Here is a 14,758-nt window from a genome sequence, read left to right as displayed (position 1 = left end):
AGCCGAGGAGGCCGGCGTCGCGGGCGGCGCGGAGCGAGGGCTTGATGCGGTGGGTGGGGCCGACCTCGCCGGCCACCGCGTCGAGGGTCTTGAGGCCCTCGCCGGTGTTGAAGACGACGGTCTCGGCGGTCGGGTCGAGGCGGCCGGACTCGACCAGCTTGCGCAGCACGGCCACGGTCACCCCGCCGGCCGTCTCGGCGAAGACGCCGGTGGTCCGGGCCAACAGCCGGATGCCGGCGCGGATCTCGTCGTCGTCGACGTACTCCATCCAGCCCCCGGTGCGCCGCACCGCCTCCAGCGCGTAGATGCCGGCGGCCGGGTCGCCGATGTTGAGGGACTTGGCGATGCCGGTCGGCTTGACGGGCGTGATGGTGTCGGTGTCGGCGTGTAGGGCGGTGGCGATGGGGTTGCAGCCGGCCGACTGCGCGCCGAACACCTTCCAGCCGCCGGCCGGCGCCTCGACCAGGCCGATCTCGACCAGCTCGGCGAACGCCTTGTCGATCTTGGTGAGCAGCTCGCCGGAGGCCATCGGGATCACCACCTGCGCGGGGATCCGCCAGCCGAGCTGCTCGGCGACCTCGTAGCCGAGCGTCTTCGAGCCCTCGGCGTAGTAGGGGCGCACGTTGACGTTGACGAACGCGGTGTCCTCGAACTCGTCCGTCTCCACCAACTCGCCGCAGAGCCGGTTCACGTCGTCGTACGAGCCGTCGATGGCGACCAGCTCGCCGCCGTAGACGGCGGTGGTGATGACCTTGCCCTGCTCCAGGTCGCCGGGGATGAAGACCACCGACGGCGCGCCGGCCCGGGCCGCGTGCGCGGCGACCGAGTTGGCCAGGTTTCCGGTGGAGGCGCAGGCGTAGCGGCTGAAGCCGAGCGCGTGGGCGGCGGTCAGCGCCACCGAGACGACCCGGTCCTTGAACGAGTGGGTCGGGTTGGCGCTGTCGTCCTTGACCCAGAGCGGGGCGGTGATGCCCAGCTCGGCGGCGAGGTGCGGGGCGGCCACCAACGGGGTGAAGCCGGGGTCGAGGGTGACCCGGGTGGCCGGGTCCTGGCCGGCGGGCAGCAGCGCCGCGTACCGCCAGATGTTCTGCGGGCCCGCCTCGATCTGCTCCCGGGTGACCGTCGCGAGCGCGGCGACGTCGTAGTCGACCTCCAGCGGGCCGAAACACTCGTAGCAGGCGTGCTGGGCGGCGAGCGGGTAGCGCGCCGAACAGGCGCGGCAGACCAGGGCGCGGGCGGGGCTGGCGGTGGTGTCGATGCCGGAGGGGGCGAACGTCGACGTCATGTCGCGGGTCCTCTCATCTTTCCCCGCATCGCACCCTGCGGCGGGGACGGAATTGGCACCTGCCCCGCCGGTCGCTCTGCGATGAGCGCGCGGGGTGGTTGCCGGGGCGTCGTCGGGCCGTATCCCTCAGCCCCTCTGGATGAGGTATGCAGTTGTGCCGTCGAGTCTAAGCACCGACGCCGCCCGGATCGACGCGAGATCCCACGCTGTGAGCGATCCCGCAGCCGTCGTCGGGCGACCGGGGGGCCTTCCTCGACGGTACGGATTCAGGCGGTCACCGAGCGGGAATCTGCGGGGCGTCGGGCCCGCAACGCGGTGTCGACCGCCCACGCGCCGGGGCCGAACACGGCGATCAGCAGGAACGACCAGCAGAACAGAACGGCCAGCTCACCGCCGTTGCGCAGCGGGAGCAGCGCGTCGGGCTGGTGCACCACGAAGTACGCGTAGGCCATCGAGCCGGACGCCAGCAGGGCCGCCGCGCGGGTCAACAGCCCGACGAGCACCAGCCCGCCGCAGACCGCCTGGATCAGCGCGGCCCACCACCCCGGCCACTCGCCGAGCGGAACCGCCTCGCCGGTGCCCCGGCTGCCACCGAGGACCCCGAGCAGCGAGGCCAGGCCATGGCACAGGAAGAGCAGGCCGACGACGGCACGGAACAGGGACAGGGCCGGGCCGCCGATCCGGTCAGCGAGCATCAGGGCACCTCCGGTCAGAATGAGGGGACGACACCAGAATGCCGCCGGACATTTGAGGATGTCGATTGGTTCCCCCTCTGTGGGAACGCTCCCATCGGCGGCGGCGAACCGTTCACGAGGGCGTTGGCGCGGGCCCGTTACGGTTCGGGCACATCGACGGAAAGGAACGCGCGATGCGTCGCAAGCTCATCCCGGTGGTGGCGCTCTCCATGGCCTGCCTGCTGGCGTTCACCACCGCCTGCTCCACCGGCAGCCGCAAGAAGCGGAACCGGTCCGCCGACCGGACCGCCGGCACCGCCGCGAAGCGGGACGACGTCGACGCCACCCCGGCGACCACCCGGGCGACCCCCACCCCGCGCCGCACCGGCGACCAGCTCACCTGCCTGGAACTGCGCGACACCCGCATCGGCAGCCGGAAGGTCCGCTACCGCGGGTACGCCGCCCCGCTCCGCCTCTCCAACGGCCGGTGGGCCGACCGGGACGGCACGACGGTGGAGTTGCAGCGGCCGTGCGGCATCGGCGACCTCGACGGCGACGGCGCGGGCGACGCGATCGGCGTGGTCATGCTCGACGGCGGCGGCACCGGCCGCTTCTTCACCCTCGCCGCCTGGCGCAACGTCAGGGGCGAGCCGGACTACCAGGCCCAGGTCGACCTCGGCGACCGTACGCCGGTGGAGAGCGTCAGCGTGCGCGACGGCAGGGCGACGGTGGTCTACCTGACCCGACCGGCGGGCGGCCCGATGGCGGAGCTGAGCATCCGGCGCACCGTCGTCTACCAGCTCAGGGGCGCGGCGCTGGCCGAGCTGAGCCACACCGACGCCCGGGTGACCGACGCGTCCGGCGGCGGGGACACCGCCGACTCGGGCACCGCGCCGGACTCCCCCGACTCCCCCACCCGCAAGCGCAGGCCCCGTTCCCGCTGACGTCCCCGCGACCGGGCCGCCTCAGTCGGGGACCGGTCGGTGGGTCGGCGGCCTCGGTAGCCGTATGGATCCGGTGGCCGTGCAGCCCTGCTGACTCACCTCGCCGAGGCAGCCCCACCCTGAGGTCGGGACGCGCTCGAAGTACTGCACGGGCTGCGACGGAACGGCCTCGGTGGTGAACGTGCCGGCACCGCTCGGGATGCGTTGCTCGTGGGAACCGGTCGTGTCGGTGTACGAGGCGACGATGTGCCACTGGCAGGTGTGGGTCGTCACCTCCGGCTGGACCCGGAACGCCATGTTCGACTGGCCGTTGCCCAGTTCGACGACGTTGCGGCGGAAGTACAGCTGACCTTCCTTCGGCTCGCCCTCGTCCAGGACGTACGGGCCGTGCGGTTTGTCCGTCGGCCCGCCGGTCAGGTCCCACAGCAGGCCCTGCCGGGACTCGGCACCCCCCGGGGGGATGGTGACGACGGTCTGCGCCGTGGGTGCGTGGCACGAGTCCTTGACGGCGACCATGTTGTTGATCGTGAGTCCGGCGACGCGATCGCTGTTCAGGTTCAGGTCGAACGTCTGGGCACCGCCGCGATTCTCGTTGCCGTCCTCGAAGGGCGCCACGTAGGACGCAATCTCGACGACCCGGCCGCCGAGCGGCTTCATGAACTCCCACACCCGCGACGCATCACCGTTCAGGGCGGTGAGGGTGGTCTGCTCGCCCTCGGTCAGCGGCCGGTCGAGCAGCACGCGGAAGGCCTCGGGGAGGTCCCGGTCGTAGTCCAGGGGCGTGACGGTGGACACGAACGCGGGCTGCTCACGGTCGACCGCTTCCTGAGCCTGCTTGTCCGAGCGGGCCCGCTCGGTGGCCGTCGACCGGTCCAGGAGGAAGTTGGCCTGGTAGGCGAACAGCGCGCCGACCACGACGACGACGGCGGCGACGGTCGCGTACACCGCGCGCTGCTTCGGCGGGAGCCCGCGAAACCCGGGCAGGCGTTCATCGGCCAGCACGGCCCAGGCTTTCGACCTGGACGACGGCTCGGACGGCTGCTCCGGTGGTGGCACGGGCGGGGAAGCGGACGGCGGCTCAGCCGGTGGCCCGGGCGGAGACGTGGACGGCGGCTCAGCCGGTGGCCCGGGCGGAGACGTGGACGGCGGCTCAGCCGGTGGCACGGGCAGAGACGTGGACGAGGGCTCGGTCGGCGGCTCGGGTGGCGGCCCGGCGGGCGGAGTGGCCATACCCGATTCTCACTCACAGGCGCCATGCCATCACAGAATGCGCCCGGGGCGGTGTCGAGTCAGGAGCTTCGCCCCGGGTGGCGCGGGCCGGGTGATGTCGTAGGCGATTCAGCTCGACAGGCACCGCCCGGGTGCCCCGGCCCGCCGGCCCCGCAGGTGAGGCAGCTCGACAGCGCCACCGGATCCCCACGGGCGGGTGTCAGAGGATCGGCGGCGCACCGGCCGGTGCGATGATCGGGCGATGGCCCTCCCCGCACCCCGACCCGCACGCCGCCCTACGGTCCGACTCGGGGGCCGACCCGCGGGCGGACTCGCACCGCGTCCTCGCGACGGCATTGCAGGTCCGGCACGGGCGGTCGGGCTCGCGATCGGCGGCCTCGTCCTGCTCGGTGCCTGTGCGCCGGCGATCGACCCGCCGTCGGCTGACCTGCCGCCGGCCGGCCTGCCGCCAGCCGGATCAGCGCCGACCACGATGCCCGGCACGATGCCGACGGCGACCGCGTCGGCGACGGCGTTCTGGGCCACTCCCACGACCGAGTGCCCGGCCGCCGGCGTCCGGATCAGTTCGCCGGGCAGCAGCGCCGCGATGGGCCTGCGTGCGCTCGGTCTGGAACTGGTCAACTGCGGCACGAAGCCCTACCGGCTCAACGGCTACCCGGTGCTGCGCCTGTTCGACGGCGACGGCGACACCATCCCGGTCCGGGTGGTCCACGGGGCCAGGGAGATCACCTCGGGCTTCGACGACCCGCCCCGGCCACTGACCCTGCAGCCCGGCGAGCGGGCCGGCGCCGCTGTGCTCTGGCGCAATCTGGTCACCGATCCGACGGTCGTCGCCACCGATGGCGAGCGCCTGGAGGTCGCGCCCGAAGTGGGCGGGGCCGCGCAGGTCGTCGGCCTGGACGGGCCCGTCGACCTCGGCAACACGGGCCGGATCGGCGTCAGCGCCTGGAAGAAGGCGACCGACCCGGCACCGACGCCGGCCCGGCCGGGCAGACCGGTGCCGAGCAGGTCGGCGCCGAGCAGCCCCCGGCCGCTGCCGTGAGGCGCCCGGCGTCTCAGCTGGTGACGTCCTTGCGGGTGAAGCGCCAGAACGCCAGGCCCCAGAACAGCGTCGCGTAGCTGATCGCCGAGATCGCCCCGCGTACCACGTCGTCGGTCTGCACCGGCGTCGACAGCAGCCCCAGCCAGGCGGTGCTGTAGTGCGTCGGCAGGAACGCGCGCAGCGCGCCCAGGGCAGTGATCTGGTCGAGGATGCTGGAGAGGATCCAGAGCAGCACCGCGCCGCCGACCGCGCCCAGCGCGGCGTCCGTCACCACGGACAGCAGGAACGCCAGGCCGGCCACCACCAGGAGTACGACCGCCAGGTAGCCGAGCACGCCCAGCAGCCGCAGCAGCCCCTCGCCCGGTTCGAGTTGGGCCGCCACAGTGCTGCGCAACGGCTCCCAGCCGTAGCGGAGGGTGCCGATCAGCAGAGCGGTGCCGGCGAGCAGCAGCAGTGCCAGGGCCGAGTAGACGAGCGCGACGAGCAGCTTCACCGTCAGCAGGCGGGCCCGGGGCACCGGCACCGCCAGCAGGTAACGCAGGCTGCCCCAGCTCGCCTCGCTGGCCACCGTGTCCCCGCAGAACAGCGCCACCACCACGACCATCAGGAACGACGCCGAGACGAAGATGGTGAAGAGCGTGAAGTTCAGCCCGCCCGACGTGGCGAACTCGACCAGGCTGCCGAACTCCCCGCGCCCGTTGTCGTCGTCGCCGCCCGTGTCGAACTGGAACGCGATCAAAATGATCAACGGCAGCAGCACCATGAACCCGAGCGCGAGCTGCGTACGCCGCCGGGAGGCCTGCCGCCGGAACTCGGCGCCGAACGGCAGGGTCGCCGAGGGCCGGTAGCCGGCCGCCGCTCCCACCGTGGGTGACGTACCCGCCATCATCGGTCTCCGCTTCCCCGAGAGTTGTCGCCCACCAGGGCGAGGAACGCGTCCTCCAGGCGGCGCCGCGGCACCACCCGGTCCACCCCGATGCCGGCCCGGACCAACTCGGCGACCACCTCGCTGCGGGCGGTGCCGTTGGTGTCCACCACGAGCTGCCCCTCGCCGTCGGGGAGCACCCGCACCCCGGGCAGGCCGTCCAGCACCGCCCGGGCAGCCTCCGGGTCGGTCACGTCGAAGAGCACGCTCGGCGACTCGCCGACGATCTCCTCGACCGGTCCCGAGGCGACGATGCGGCCCTTGTTCACCACCACCGCGTGCGTGCAGGTCTGCTCCACCTCGGCCAGCAGGTGGCTGGAGACCAGCACCGCCCGGCCGTCGGTGGCGTAGCGCTGGAGCACCCGGCGCATCTCCGCGATCTGCGGCGGGTCGAGCCCGTCGGTCGGCTCGTCGAGCACCAGCAGCTCGGGCAGGCCCAGCATCGCCTGCGCGATGGCGAGACGCTGCCGCATGCCGTGGCTGTAGTTGTTGGTCTTGCGGTGCACGGAGTCGCCCAGGCCGGCGATCTCCAGGGCCTCCTCGAAGTGCGCGTCCTCGGCGGGCCGGCCGGTGGCCCGCCAGTACGCCTTCAGGTTGTCCAGCCCCGACAGGTGCGGCAGGAAGCCCGGCCCCTCGACGAGCGCGCCGATCCGGGACAGCACCGGCGACCCGGGCACCAGCCGGTGCCCGAAGACGTAGATCTCGCCGGCGGTGGGCTGGGTCAGCCCCATCAGCACCCGCAGCGTGGTGGTCTTGCCCGCGCCGTTCGGGCCGAGCAGGCCGACGACCTGACCGGGGTGCACCTCGAAGTCCACGTTGGAGACGGCGACGAAGCCGTCCGCGTACTCCTTGCGGAGTTGCCGCACGGCCAGCGGGACGCCCGCGTACGCCGGGTGGATGGAGCTGTCCTGGCGGCGGTGCCGGCGGCGGACCACGGCGACGACCACGACGAGCCCGACGACGATCGCGGCGACCAGGCCGGCCAGCACCCAGCGCCACACGGTGGCGGAGGTGGGGATGGGGTCGCCGGCGACGGTCGGCAGGCTGACCGCGCCGGTGGCCGCGACGGTGTGCACGGCCGGCTCGACCGGGGTGGCGTACGCCTGGTCGGAGGTCGCCACCACCACGCGCAGCCGGTGCCCGGCCTCGATCCGGCGCACGATCGCCGGCAGGGTGACGGTGACCGGGCGTGCCGCGTCGATGGTCGGCGGCAGGCCGGTGAGCCGGACCGGGGCGACCAGCCCGTTGGGCAGGGTTGCCGCGCCGTTGGGGTCGACGTCGTAGAGCTTGACGAAGAGCACGGCCTCCCCCGTGGCCGACGCCGCCCGCACGTCGACGGTCGGGGCGCCGACGACGTCCACCGCCTCGGTCAGCGGCTCCGACTCGAAGCGGGCGTGCTGGCCGGGAATGTCGCCGGCCACGCCGCCGAGCAGCGACGACAGCTCACCGGCGAAGGGCACCGAGGAGATGGCGGCCGGGTTGCGTGACGGCGGGTTGGCGACGGGCTGGGCGGGGCCGGCCACCGGTACGCTCCGGCGGGCCGTGCCGGCGACGCCGGGATAGTCGGCGTAGCGGTAGCCGGTCGCCACCAGCCCCCGGTCGAGGGCGTCGAAGCCGGCGATCCGCGACCAGGTGAAGTCGTCGCCCGGGGCCTCGCCCTCGCCCTTGACGTAGTGGTCGAGCCACTGCACGGTCAGGAACTTCACCCGGTCCGAGTCGGTCTTCGGGCCCTCGCCGCCGTCGTGACCGCCGGTGAACCAGGCCACCCGCACGGGCGTGCCGGCGGCGGCGATGCCGTTCGCGTTCGCGTTCGCCTCGCCGAGCGGGAAGAGGGTGTCCGCCTCGCCCTGCACGAGCAGGGTCGGCGCCTTGATCCGGTTGAGCACCCCGGCCGGGCTGGAGCGGCGCAGCAGGTCCACGGCGGCCTGGTCGGCCCGACCCGTGGTGGCGATGCGCAGGTACGCGGCGCAGATGTCGGCGGCGAACCGGCCGCACGCCGGGTCACCGGCCCCGGCCGGCGCGCGCCCCGGACCCGTCCCCGGACCGGCGCCCGGACCCGGGCTGGGCGGGCCGGCGGAGGCGGGCGCCCCCTCGGGCTGCGCGGCGCTGGTCCCGGAGAGCCCGGCCGGCCCGGAGCCGACGTTGCCGCCGCCGCCGAAGAACAGCCCGGCCCAGCCGGACTTGAACACGCCCTCGGTGGGCTCCTTGCCGCTGCTCTCCGGCAGGAAGGAGCGGGACAGGTCGTTCCAGGTGATCATCGGCACGATCGCGTCGACGCGCTGGTCCTGCGCGGCGAGCAGGAGCGCCAGGGCGCCGCCGTACGAGCCGCCGACGACGCCCACCTTCGGGTCACCGGCGGCGTCGGTACGGATCTCGGGCCGGGCGGCGAGCCAGTCCAGCAGCCGTTCGGCGTCCCGGACCTCGTAGTCCGGGTGGTCCAGGTGGATCTGCCCGCCGCTGCGGCCGAAGCCCCGCGCGGTCCAGGTGAGCACCGCGTAGCCGCGTCCGGCGAACTCCTCGGCGTCGGCGCGGACGGACTCCTTCGTGCCACCGAAGCCGTGCGCCAGCAGCACCGCCGGCACCTTGTCCGCCGCCGATGCGTCCTCGGGCAGGTAGAAGGTCGTGTCCAGGACGACGGGCTCGTCCCCGGTCGGCCCGGAGGAGACGTTCACGAACGCCGCCTCGGTGCGGATGGCCGGCCCCTGCGGCAGGACGGCCCAGGTCACGGCGGCGGCGAGCAGCACGACGACCACCGTCGCGGCGACGGCGCGCCGGCGGGTGGGCAGGGCACGCCGGATCCACGCGGCCGACAACGGCGATCTCATTGGGCACACGGTACGGCCCGGATCCTGAGCGTTGGCTGAGATCCTCCGTACGTCCGTCCGGTTGATCCGATCGGCGTCGCACCGGCGCGGTCCAGACCGTCTCACGGAGATGAATTCGGATCATGTGAATTCCGATGTTCGTCGGAAATCCACTCCGATCCATCCTTGTCACTCTCCGGCCCGGCACGGACGGTGCCTAACGAGTGACCCTGCGGTTACTTCGGGCTTCGTGACGCAAAGCTGACCGTCCGGCGGCCGGAACGGTCCCCGCTGGTCGGTTAGTTTTCCGGTCCGGTGCACGGGACTTCGCCGTCGACCCCCGACCCCCCGCCGATCCCGTGCTCCCGCCGGAGGAGACAGACATGACCGTCCCCGCACCGCCGGCCCGCCGGCGGCCCACCGCGGTGGGCCGCGTACTGCCGCTGCTGCTCCTCGTCGCCCTGCTCGCGCCGATGACCCTGCTGTTCGTCCAGACCTGGCGGCTCACGGCCGACGACCGGGACCTGGCCGGCCGGGAACGGCTGGGCGTGGAGTACCTGCGCGCCCTCGCCCCGGTCACCCACGCCCTGGTCGAGGCCCAGTCCGCCGCCGTCGCCGCCCGGCCCGTCACCAGCCAGGCGCTGACCCGCGCGGTCGAGGCCGCCGCCTCCGTGGACGCGCGGACCGGCGACGAGTTGCGCACCAAGGAACGCTGGGCGGGCCTGCGGGCCAGGATCGAGGCGCTGGGCGCCCGCGGCCCCGCCGACCCGGAGGCGGCCTTCACCGCGTACGGCGAGGCCACCGACCTGCTGCTGGCCCTGCACGGCAAGGTCCGGGAGACGTCCGGGCTCGTCCGCGACCCCCGGCCCGACTCCTTCTTCCTCCAGCACGCGAGCCGGGACCTGCCCGAGGCGGTCGTTGCGGCCGGCCGGCTGGCCGACCTGGCCGTGCTCGCCGACCGCCGGCCCGCCAGCGACCGGAACCGCACCGCCGTCGAGATCGCCGCCCTCCGGGTGGGCGTCCTCACCCCGGCCGGTGACCTGGTCACCGATCTGCGGGCCGCCGTGGACAGCTCGGAGAGCGCCGACCTCGGCCCGAGCGTGCTGAACCCGCTCGACACCTACCAGCGGGCCGTCGAGACGTTGGCGGCCCACTCCGCGCCGGCCGGTCGCGACGCGAAGACCGACCAGGCGCGGATCGCCGGCGCCCGGCTGAACGCGCAGGCCGCCGCCGAGCAGCTCCAGCCCGTCATCCTGGACGAGCTCGACGCACTCCTCGCCGGACGCTCCCGCGACCTGGACCGGGACCGCTGGCTGACCGTGGCGGCCGGGGCGCTGGCCGTCCTGCTGTGGGCGGCACTGGGCGCGGTGTGGCTCGCCGCAGCCCGGCGGGCCCCGGGGCGCGCGGCACAGGCCCGACGCGAGCGGTACGGCGCCGACGCCCCGCCGGAGGACACGCCGTGGCAGCCGGCCGCCGGCCGGGGTGCCGAACCGCGTCAGCTCCAGCCGGCGGGGTCGGCCCGCGAACCCGGCGGCGCGCAGTGGGGGCCCTTCGATGCTGCTCGCTAGGCTCCGCATCCGGGGCAAGCTCGCGCTGCTCGTGGTCATCCCGCTGCTCAGCATGGTGGCGCTGGCCGTGCCGGCGGTGCTCGACCGCGTTGCCGCCGCGCAACGGGCCGGCGACATCGCCGACCGGGTCCGCGTCGCCAGCCGGATCGGCAGCCTCGTGCAGGACCTGCAACAGGAACGCGTCCTCTCGGTCGGGCTGCTGCTCGGCCGGGTCACCCGGAGCGAGCTGATGCAGCGGACCGCCGGCGTGGACGACCGGGTCGCCGACCTGCGGGCGACCTCGGCAGGCCCGCTGCCGCCGGAGGTGACGGAGGCCCTGCACGGCGTACGCGGGCTGACCGACGTGCGTGCCGCGGTGCTCGCCGGCACCGCCACCCCGGACCAGATCATGGCCGCGTACGGGCCGGTCAGCACGGGACTGATCGACGCGCTGCGGCTGCCGTTCGGGGTGGACACCGACACGGCGGCCGGGCGGCAGGTGCTGGCCCTGGACGGGTTGCTCCGCGTCGACGAGGCGATGGGCGCCTGCGCCACCCTCATCGTGCTCGTCAAGGCCACCGGCTCGCCCCGGGTGAGTGCCTCGTACGTCGCCTGCATGGCGGGGCTGCGGGCGGACAACCAGGGGTTCCGCAGCCTGATCACGCCGGAGCAGTTGAAGCTGGTGACCCTGAACGACGCGGCCGTGGCCGCCCGGACCAGCGCGGACTTCCTCACCAGGAGCGCGCTGGACCCGTCCGGCGCGACCAGGGACATCCCGCTGGACGCGCTCTTCCCGTCGGTCCGCTCGATGATCACCTTCGGGCAGTTCATCGAGAAGAAGCTCGTCGCCGACGTCATCGCCGAGGTGACCGGGCAGCAACGCCGGGCGCTGACCGAGGCGTACCTGGTGGCGGGGATCGTCACCCTGATCCTCGCCGTGGTGGTGCTGCTCAGTGCGGCCGTCGCCCGGACGGTGGCCCGGCCGCTGACCCGGCTCACCCGCTCCGCCGACCGGGTGGCCCGGGTCGCCGAGGCGGAGCTGACCCGGGTCGCCGACGACGAGACCGAGGGCGCCGCGCCGGTACGCCTCGACCCGGTCGACGTACGGGCCCGCGACGAGATCGGCGACCTGGCCCGCGCGTTCGACCGGGTGCAGAGCACCGCCGCCCGGCTCGTGGAACGGCAGGTCGCCGGCCGACGCAACGTGGCCCAGATGTTCGGCCACGTCGGCCGCCGTACGCAGAACCTCGTGGGCCGGCAGATCGCGCTGATCGACCGGCTGGAGCGGCAGGAGACCGACCCCGGCCGGCTGGAGCACCTGTACCGGCTCGACCACATCTCCAGCCGGCTGCGCCGCAACGCCGGCAGCCTGGTGGTGCTCTCCGGCTCGGCCGGCGCCGACCCCCACGTGGCGCCGGTGCCGCTCGCGGACGTGGTCCGGCTGGCGCTCGGCGAGATCGAGGACTACACCCGGGTCGATGTGCAGGTCCCGCCCGGCGTGTCGGTGGCGCCCGGCACCGTCGGCGACCTCGTCCTGGCGCTGGCCGAGCTGATGGAGAACGCGACGGTCTTCTCCCCGCCGCACACCCGGGTCACCGTGGGCGGCGAGCCGAGCGGCTCCGGCGCCCTGCTCACCGTGGTGGACCGGGGCATCGGCATGGCCCCGGAGCGGCTGGCGGAGGAGAACGCCCGGCTCACCCGGCGGGAACGGCTGGACCTCGCGCCGACCGAGGTGCTGGGGCTCTTCGTGGTGGGTCGCCTGGCCCGCCGGCACGGCTGGCAGGTGCGGCTGACGCCGACCGCCGGTGGCGGGGTGACCGCGCACCTGGACGTCCCGGAGACGTCGCTGGTCGTCCACCGCGCCGAGCGGGCCGGCGTGACCGTGGCCCGGGCCGCCGTACCCGTCCGCGACCGGCGCTCGCCCGACGAGCCGGAGGCCGCCCGGCCCCGCGCGGCGGTCGGCGCGGCGGCGGAGGCTGCGCCGTCCGGGTTCGACGCGGTGCTGCTGAGCCGCGCCACCCGCAGCTTGGAGTCCGGCGCCTCCTGGGACGCGTTCAGCTCCAGTGGCGAGCCGGCCGGCGTCGAGCTGCGGGCGCCGGCCGGCACCGAGCCTCGGGCACCGGCCGCAGCCGCCCCGCCGGGCATCCGGCAGCGGGTGCCCGGCGCCACCCTGCGCCCGGCCGGGCCGCCGGCCGCCCCGCCGGTGAGCGGGCCGGTGCCGGTCACCGACGCGGACCCGGCCGCCGCCCGCGCCCTCGTCGAGGCCGTCGAGTCGGGCGTACGCCGGGCCGAACTGGGCCGGGGCACCCCGGACGGCACCGCGCCGGCCGGGCTGACCCGGCGGGTGCCCGGGGCGAACCTGACCGCCACCCCGGCCCGTCAGCCCGACAGCCCCCCGGAGAACCCGGACGAGGTCCGCGACCTCCTCACCGAGTTCGAGGCGGGCGTCGCCCGCGCTCTGCACGAAGTCAGCCAAGACCGCCGCTACGAAGAGGGAACATCACGGTGACCAGCCCCTTCACGCACGACAACGTCGACCACCAGAACCCGGGCGCCGGGGACCTGAGCCCGGAGGCGCGCACCTTCAACTGGTTGCTGGACTCCTTCACCTCCAGTACGGCCGGCGTGCTGGAGGCGATCGCCGTCTCGTCGGACGGGCTGCTGATGGCCATGTCGGCGATCAAGGACCGCTCCAACGCGGAACGGCTCGCCGCGGTGGTCTCCGGCATGACGAGCCTCGCCGGCGGCGCCGCGAGCTGGTACGCCCTCGGCGGGCTGAACCGGGTGGTCGTGGACATGGCCGAGGGCTACCTGCTGATCAGCGCGATCAGCAGCGGCTCCGTGCTCGGGGTGGTCGCCGACCGCTCGGCGAACCTCGGCACCGTCGCCTACGAGATGACGCTCTTCGCCGGGCGGGCCGGTGGCGCCCTCACCCCGAGACTGATCGCCGAACTGAAGAACGCCGCCCAGCAGTGACCCCCGAGGTCGCCGGCGAGGGGCCGGACCCGGAACCCACGGTCCGGATCCGGCCCTACCTGCGCGCGTCGTCCCCGCACGACGCGCGGCCCGGCCTGCCGGCGACCCCGGCCGCGCCGGCGACCGAGGACGGGCCCGCCGGCCCGCGCCCGTTCGTGCTCACCGCCGGGCGGGTGGCCGGCGCCGACCCGGCGATCGGGCTGGAGACGCAGGTGACCGCCCGACCGGCGACCGACCGGCCGGCGTCGCTGACCTGGCTGGCACCCGAGTTGCAGGCGATCGTCTCGCTCTGCGACGAGCCGATCTCGGTCGCCGAGATCTCCGCCCGTACCCGGTTGCACTTCGGCGTGACCCGGGTGCTGGTCGGCGACCTCCGCGCCGCGGGCCACCTCGACGTGCACGACGGCGCCGACGCCCTCGACCCCGACATCATCCTGCGAGTGATGGATGGACTCCGTGCGATCTCCTGAATGGCCGGTCGCCCCGCTGGGCGGGATCGCCGCCAACAGCGCCGCCACCCGGTACGGCTCCCCGACGGGACCGCAACCCGCCGCGTCCGCTCCGCCGCCGCACCGGACGCCGGCCACCGGTGTTGCCGCGGTGCCCCGGCCCACGCCGGCCGCCGCACCGCCGATCCCGGTCAAGATCCTCATCGCCGGCGGCTTCGGGGTCGGCAAGACCACCACGGTCGGCGCGATCTCCGAGATCGCCCCGCTGACCACCGAGGCGGAGATGACCACCGCCGGGATCGGCGTCGACGACCCCGGCGTACGCTCCGCGAAGACCACCACCACGGTGGCGATGGACTTCGGCTGCGTCACCATCGACCGCAGCCTGAAGCTGTACCTGTTCGGCACGCCGGGGCAGGCCCGGTTCGGTTTCATGTGGGACGACCTGGCCCGGGGGGCACTCGGCGCGCTCGTCGTGGTGGACAGCGCCCGGCTCGACGACTGCTACCCGGCGATCGACTTCTTCGAGCGGGCCGGCCTGCCCTTCGTGGTCGGCGTGAACGCCTTCGACGGGCGGCTGGCACACGACCTCGACGCGATCCGGTGGGCGCTGGCCGTCGGCGACCACGTGCCCCTGGTGCAGTTCGACGCCCGGGACCGGCTCTCGGTGCGGGACGCCCTGCTGGTCGTCCTCGACCGCGCACTCGAGCGGGCCACCCGGGAGGGAAGGTCCTGAACCGCTGCGGCGGTTCGACCCGTTTCACGAGAAGGGGTGGTTCGTGATGAGAGGTGGACTGGACGAGACACTGGCCCGGATGGCGCGCCGCGAGGAGGCGTTGCGGCGGCGGGCCGCCGAGGCGGAGCCGGCGGGCGGGGAGGCCG

The 14,758-nt window shown here is 74.4% G+C and carries 12 protein-coding genes and 1 riboswitch; of the genes, 7 read left to right on the top strand and 5 right to left on the bottom strand.

Translation table 11 applies throughout. The features are described 5' to 3' along the window. Nucleotides 1-1,285, bottom strand: a 1,285-nt coding sequence (gene thrC, locus F6X68_RS21805; protein WP_151456025.1) for a threonine synthase, incomplete at its 3' end; no start/stop codon positions are given. Between the two features lie 10 nt (nucleotides 1,286-1,295). Further along, nucleotides 1,296-1,431, bottom strand: a riboswitch (SAM riboswitch). Between the two features lie 120 nt (nucleotides 1,432-1,551). Beyond that, on the bottom strand, nucleotides 1,552-1,980 hold the full coding sequence (locus F6X68_RS21800) for a DoxX family protein (protein ID WP_151456024.1): 429 nt from the start codon (nucleotides 1,978-1,980) through the stop codon (nucleotides 1,552-1,554). Between the two features lie 173 nt (nucleotides 1,981-2,153). Here F6X68_RS21800 and F6X68_RS21795 point away from each other — a divergent pair, with 173 nt between their 5' ends. Then, on the top strand, nucleotides 2,154-2,903 hold the full coding sequence (locus tag F6X68_RS21795; RefSeq protein ID WP_151456023.1) for a hypothetical protein: 750 nt from the start codon (nucleotides 2,154-2,156) through the stop codon (nucleotides 2,901-2,903). Nucleotides 2,904-2,924: 21 nt separating this feature from the next. Here the strand turns inward: F6X68_RS21795 and F6X68_RS21790 are convergent, their stop codons facing one another. Further along, complete coding sequence (locus tag F6X68_RS21790) at nucleotides 2,925-3,848, bottom strand: hypothetical protein (protein WP_151456022.1); 924 nt, start codon at nucleotides 3,846-3,848, stop codon at nucleotides 2,925-2,927. Between the two features lie 769 nt (nucleotides 3,849-4,617). Between F6X68_RS21790 and F6X68_RS21785 the strand changes: the two genes are divergently transcribed. After that, a complete protein-coding gene (locus F6X68_RS21785) occupies nucleotides 4,618-5,175 on the top strand; it encodes a DUF4232 domain-containing protein (protein WP_225852348.1) in 558 nt (185 codons plus the stop codon). Between the two features lie 13 nt (nucleotides 5,176-5,188). Here F6X68_RS21785 and F6X68_RS21780 read toward each other — a convergent pair whose 3' ends face one another. Further along, on the bottom strand, nucleotides 5,189-6,064 hold the full coding sequence (locus F6X68_RS21780; protein WP_151456020.1) for an ABC transporter permease: 876 nt from the start codon (nucleotides 6,062-6,064) through the stop codon (nucleotides 5,189-5,191). Beyond that, entirely contained in the window at nucleotides 6,061-8,925 is a 2,865-nt protein-coding gene (locus tag F6X68_RS21775) for an alpha/beta fold hydrolase (protein ID WP_151456019.1), read from the bottom strand. The genes F6X68_RS21780 and F6X68_RS21775 overlap by 4 nt, the downstream gene beginning before the upstream one ends. Nucleotides 8,926-9,287: 362 nt before the next feature. On the opposite strand from F6X68_RS21775, the gene F6X68_RS21770 reads away from it, so the two are divergent. From F6X68_RS21770 to F6X68_RS21750, 5 genes are read left to right on the top strand one after another with little or no spacing between them, the layout of a single operon-like run. Next, entirely contained in the window at nucleotides 9,288-10,472 is a 1,185-nt protein-coding gene (locus F6X68_RS21770; protein ID WP_151456018.1) for a hypothetical protein, read from the top strand. Next, the gene (locus F6X68_RS21765) at nucleotides 10,459-12,960 is read left to right on the top strand and encodes a nitrate- and nitrite sensing domain-containing protein (RefSeq protein WP_151456017.1); all 2,502 of its coding nucleotides are present in this window, start codon (nucleotides 10,459-10,461) and stop codon (nucleotides 12,958-12,960) included. Before F6X68_RS21770 ends, F6X68_RS21765 begins: the two co-directional genes overlap by 14 nt. Continuing rightward, the gene (locus F6X68_RS21760) at nucleotides 12,957-13,427 is read left to right on the top strand and encodes a roadblock/LC7 domain-containing protein (protein WP_151456016.1); all 471 of its coding nucleotides are present in this window, start codon (nucleotides 12,957-12,959) and stop codon (nucleotides 13,425-13,427) included. The genes F6X68_RS21765 and F6X68_RS21760 overlap by 4 nt, the downstream gene beginning before the upstream one ends. Continuing rightward, complete coding sequence (locus F6X68_RS21755; protein WP_151456015.1) at nucleotides 13,424-13,897, top strand: DUF742 domain-containing protein; 474 nt, start codon at nucleotides 13,424-13,426, stop codon at nucleotides 13,895-13,897. The genes F6X68_RS21760 and F6X68_RS21755 overlap by 4 nt, the downstream gene beginning before the upstream one ends. Then, a complete protein-coding gene (locus F6X68_RS21750; protein WP_132239958.1) occupies nucleotides 13,875-14,612 on the top strand; it encodes an ATP/GTP-binding protein in 738 nt (245 codons plus the stop codon). Before F6X68_RS21755 ends, F6X68_RS21750 begins: the two co-directional genes overlap by 23 nt. Nucleotides 14,613-14,758: the final 146 nt, after the last annotated feature.

This window comes from Micromonospora sp. AMSO12t, assembly GCF_008806585.1.
GTDB classification, from domain to species: domain Bacteria; phylum Actinomycetota; class Actinomycetes; order Mycobacteriales; family Micromonosporaceae; genus Micromonospora; species Micromonospora reichwaldensis.
Note: the sequence above shows the minus strand (reverse complement) of the source record. Positions and strands in the feature narration are given on the sequence as shown.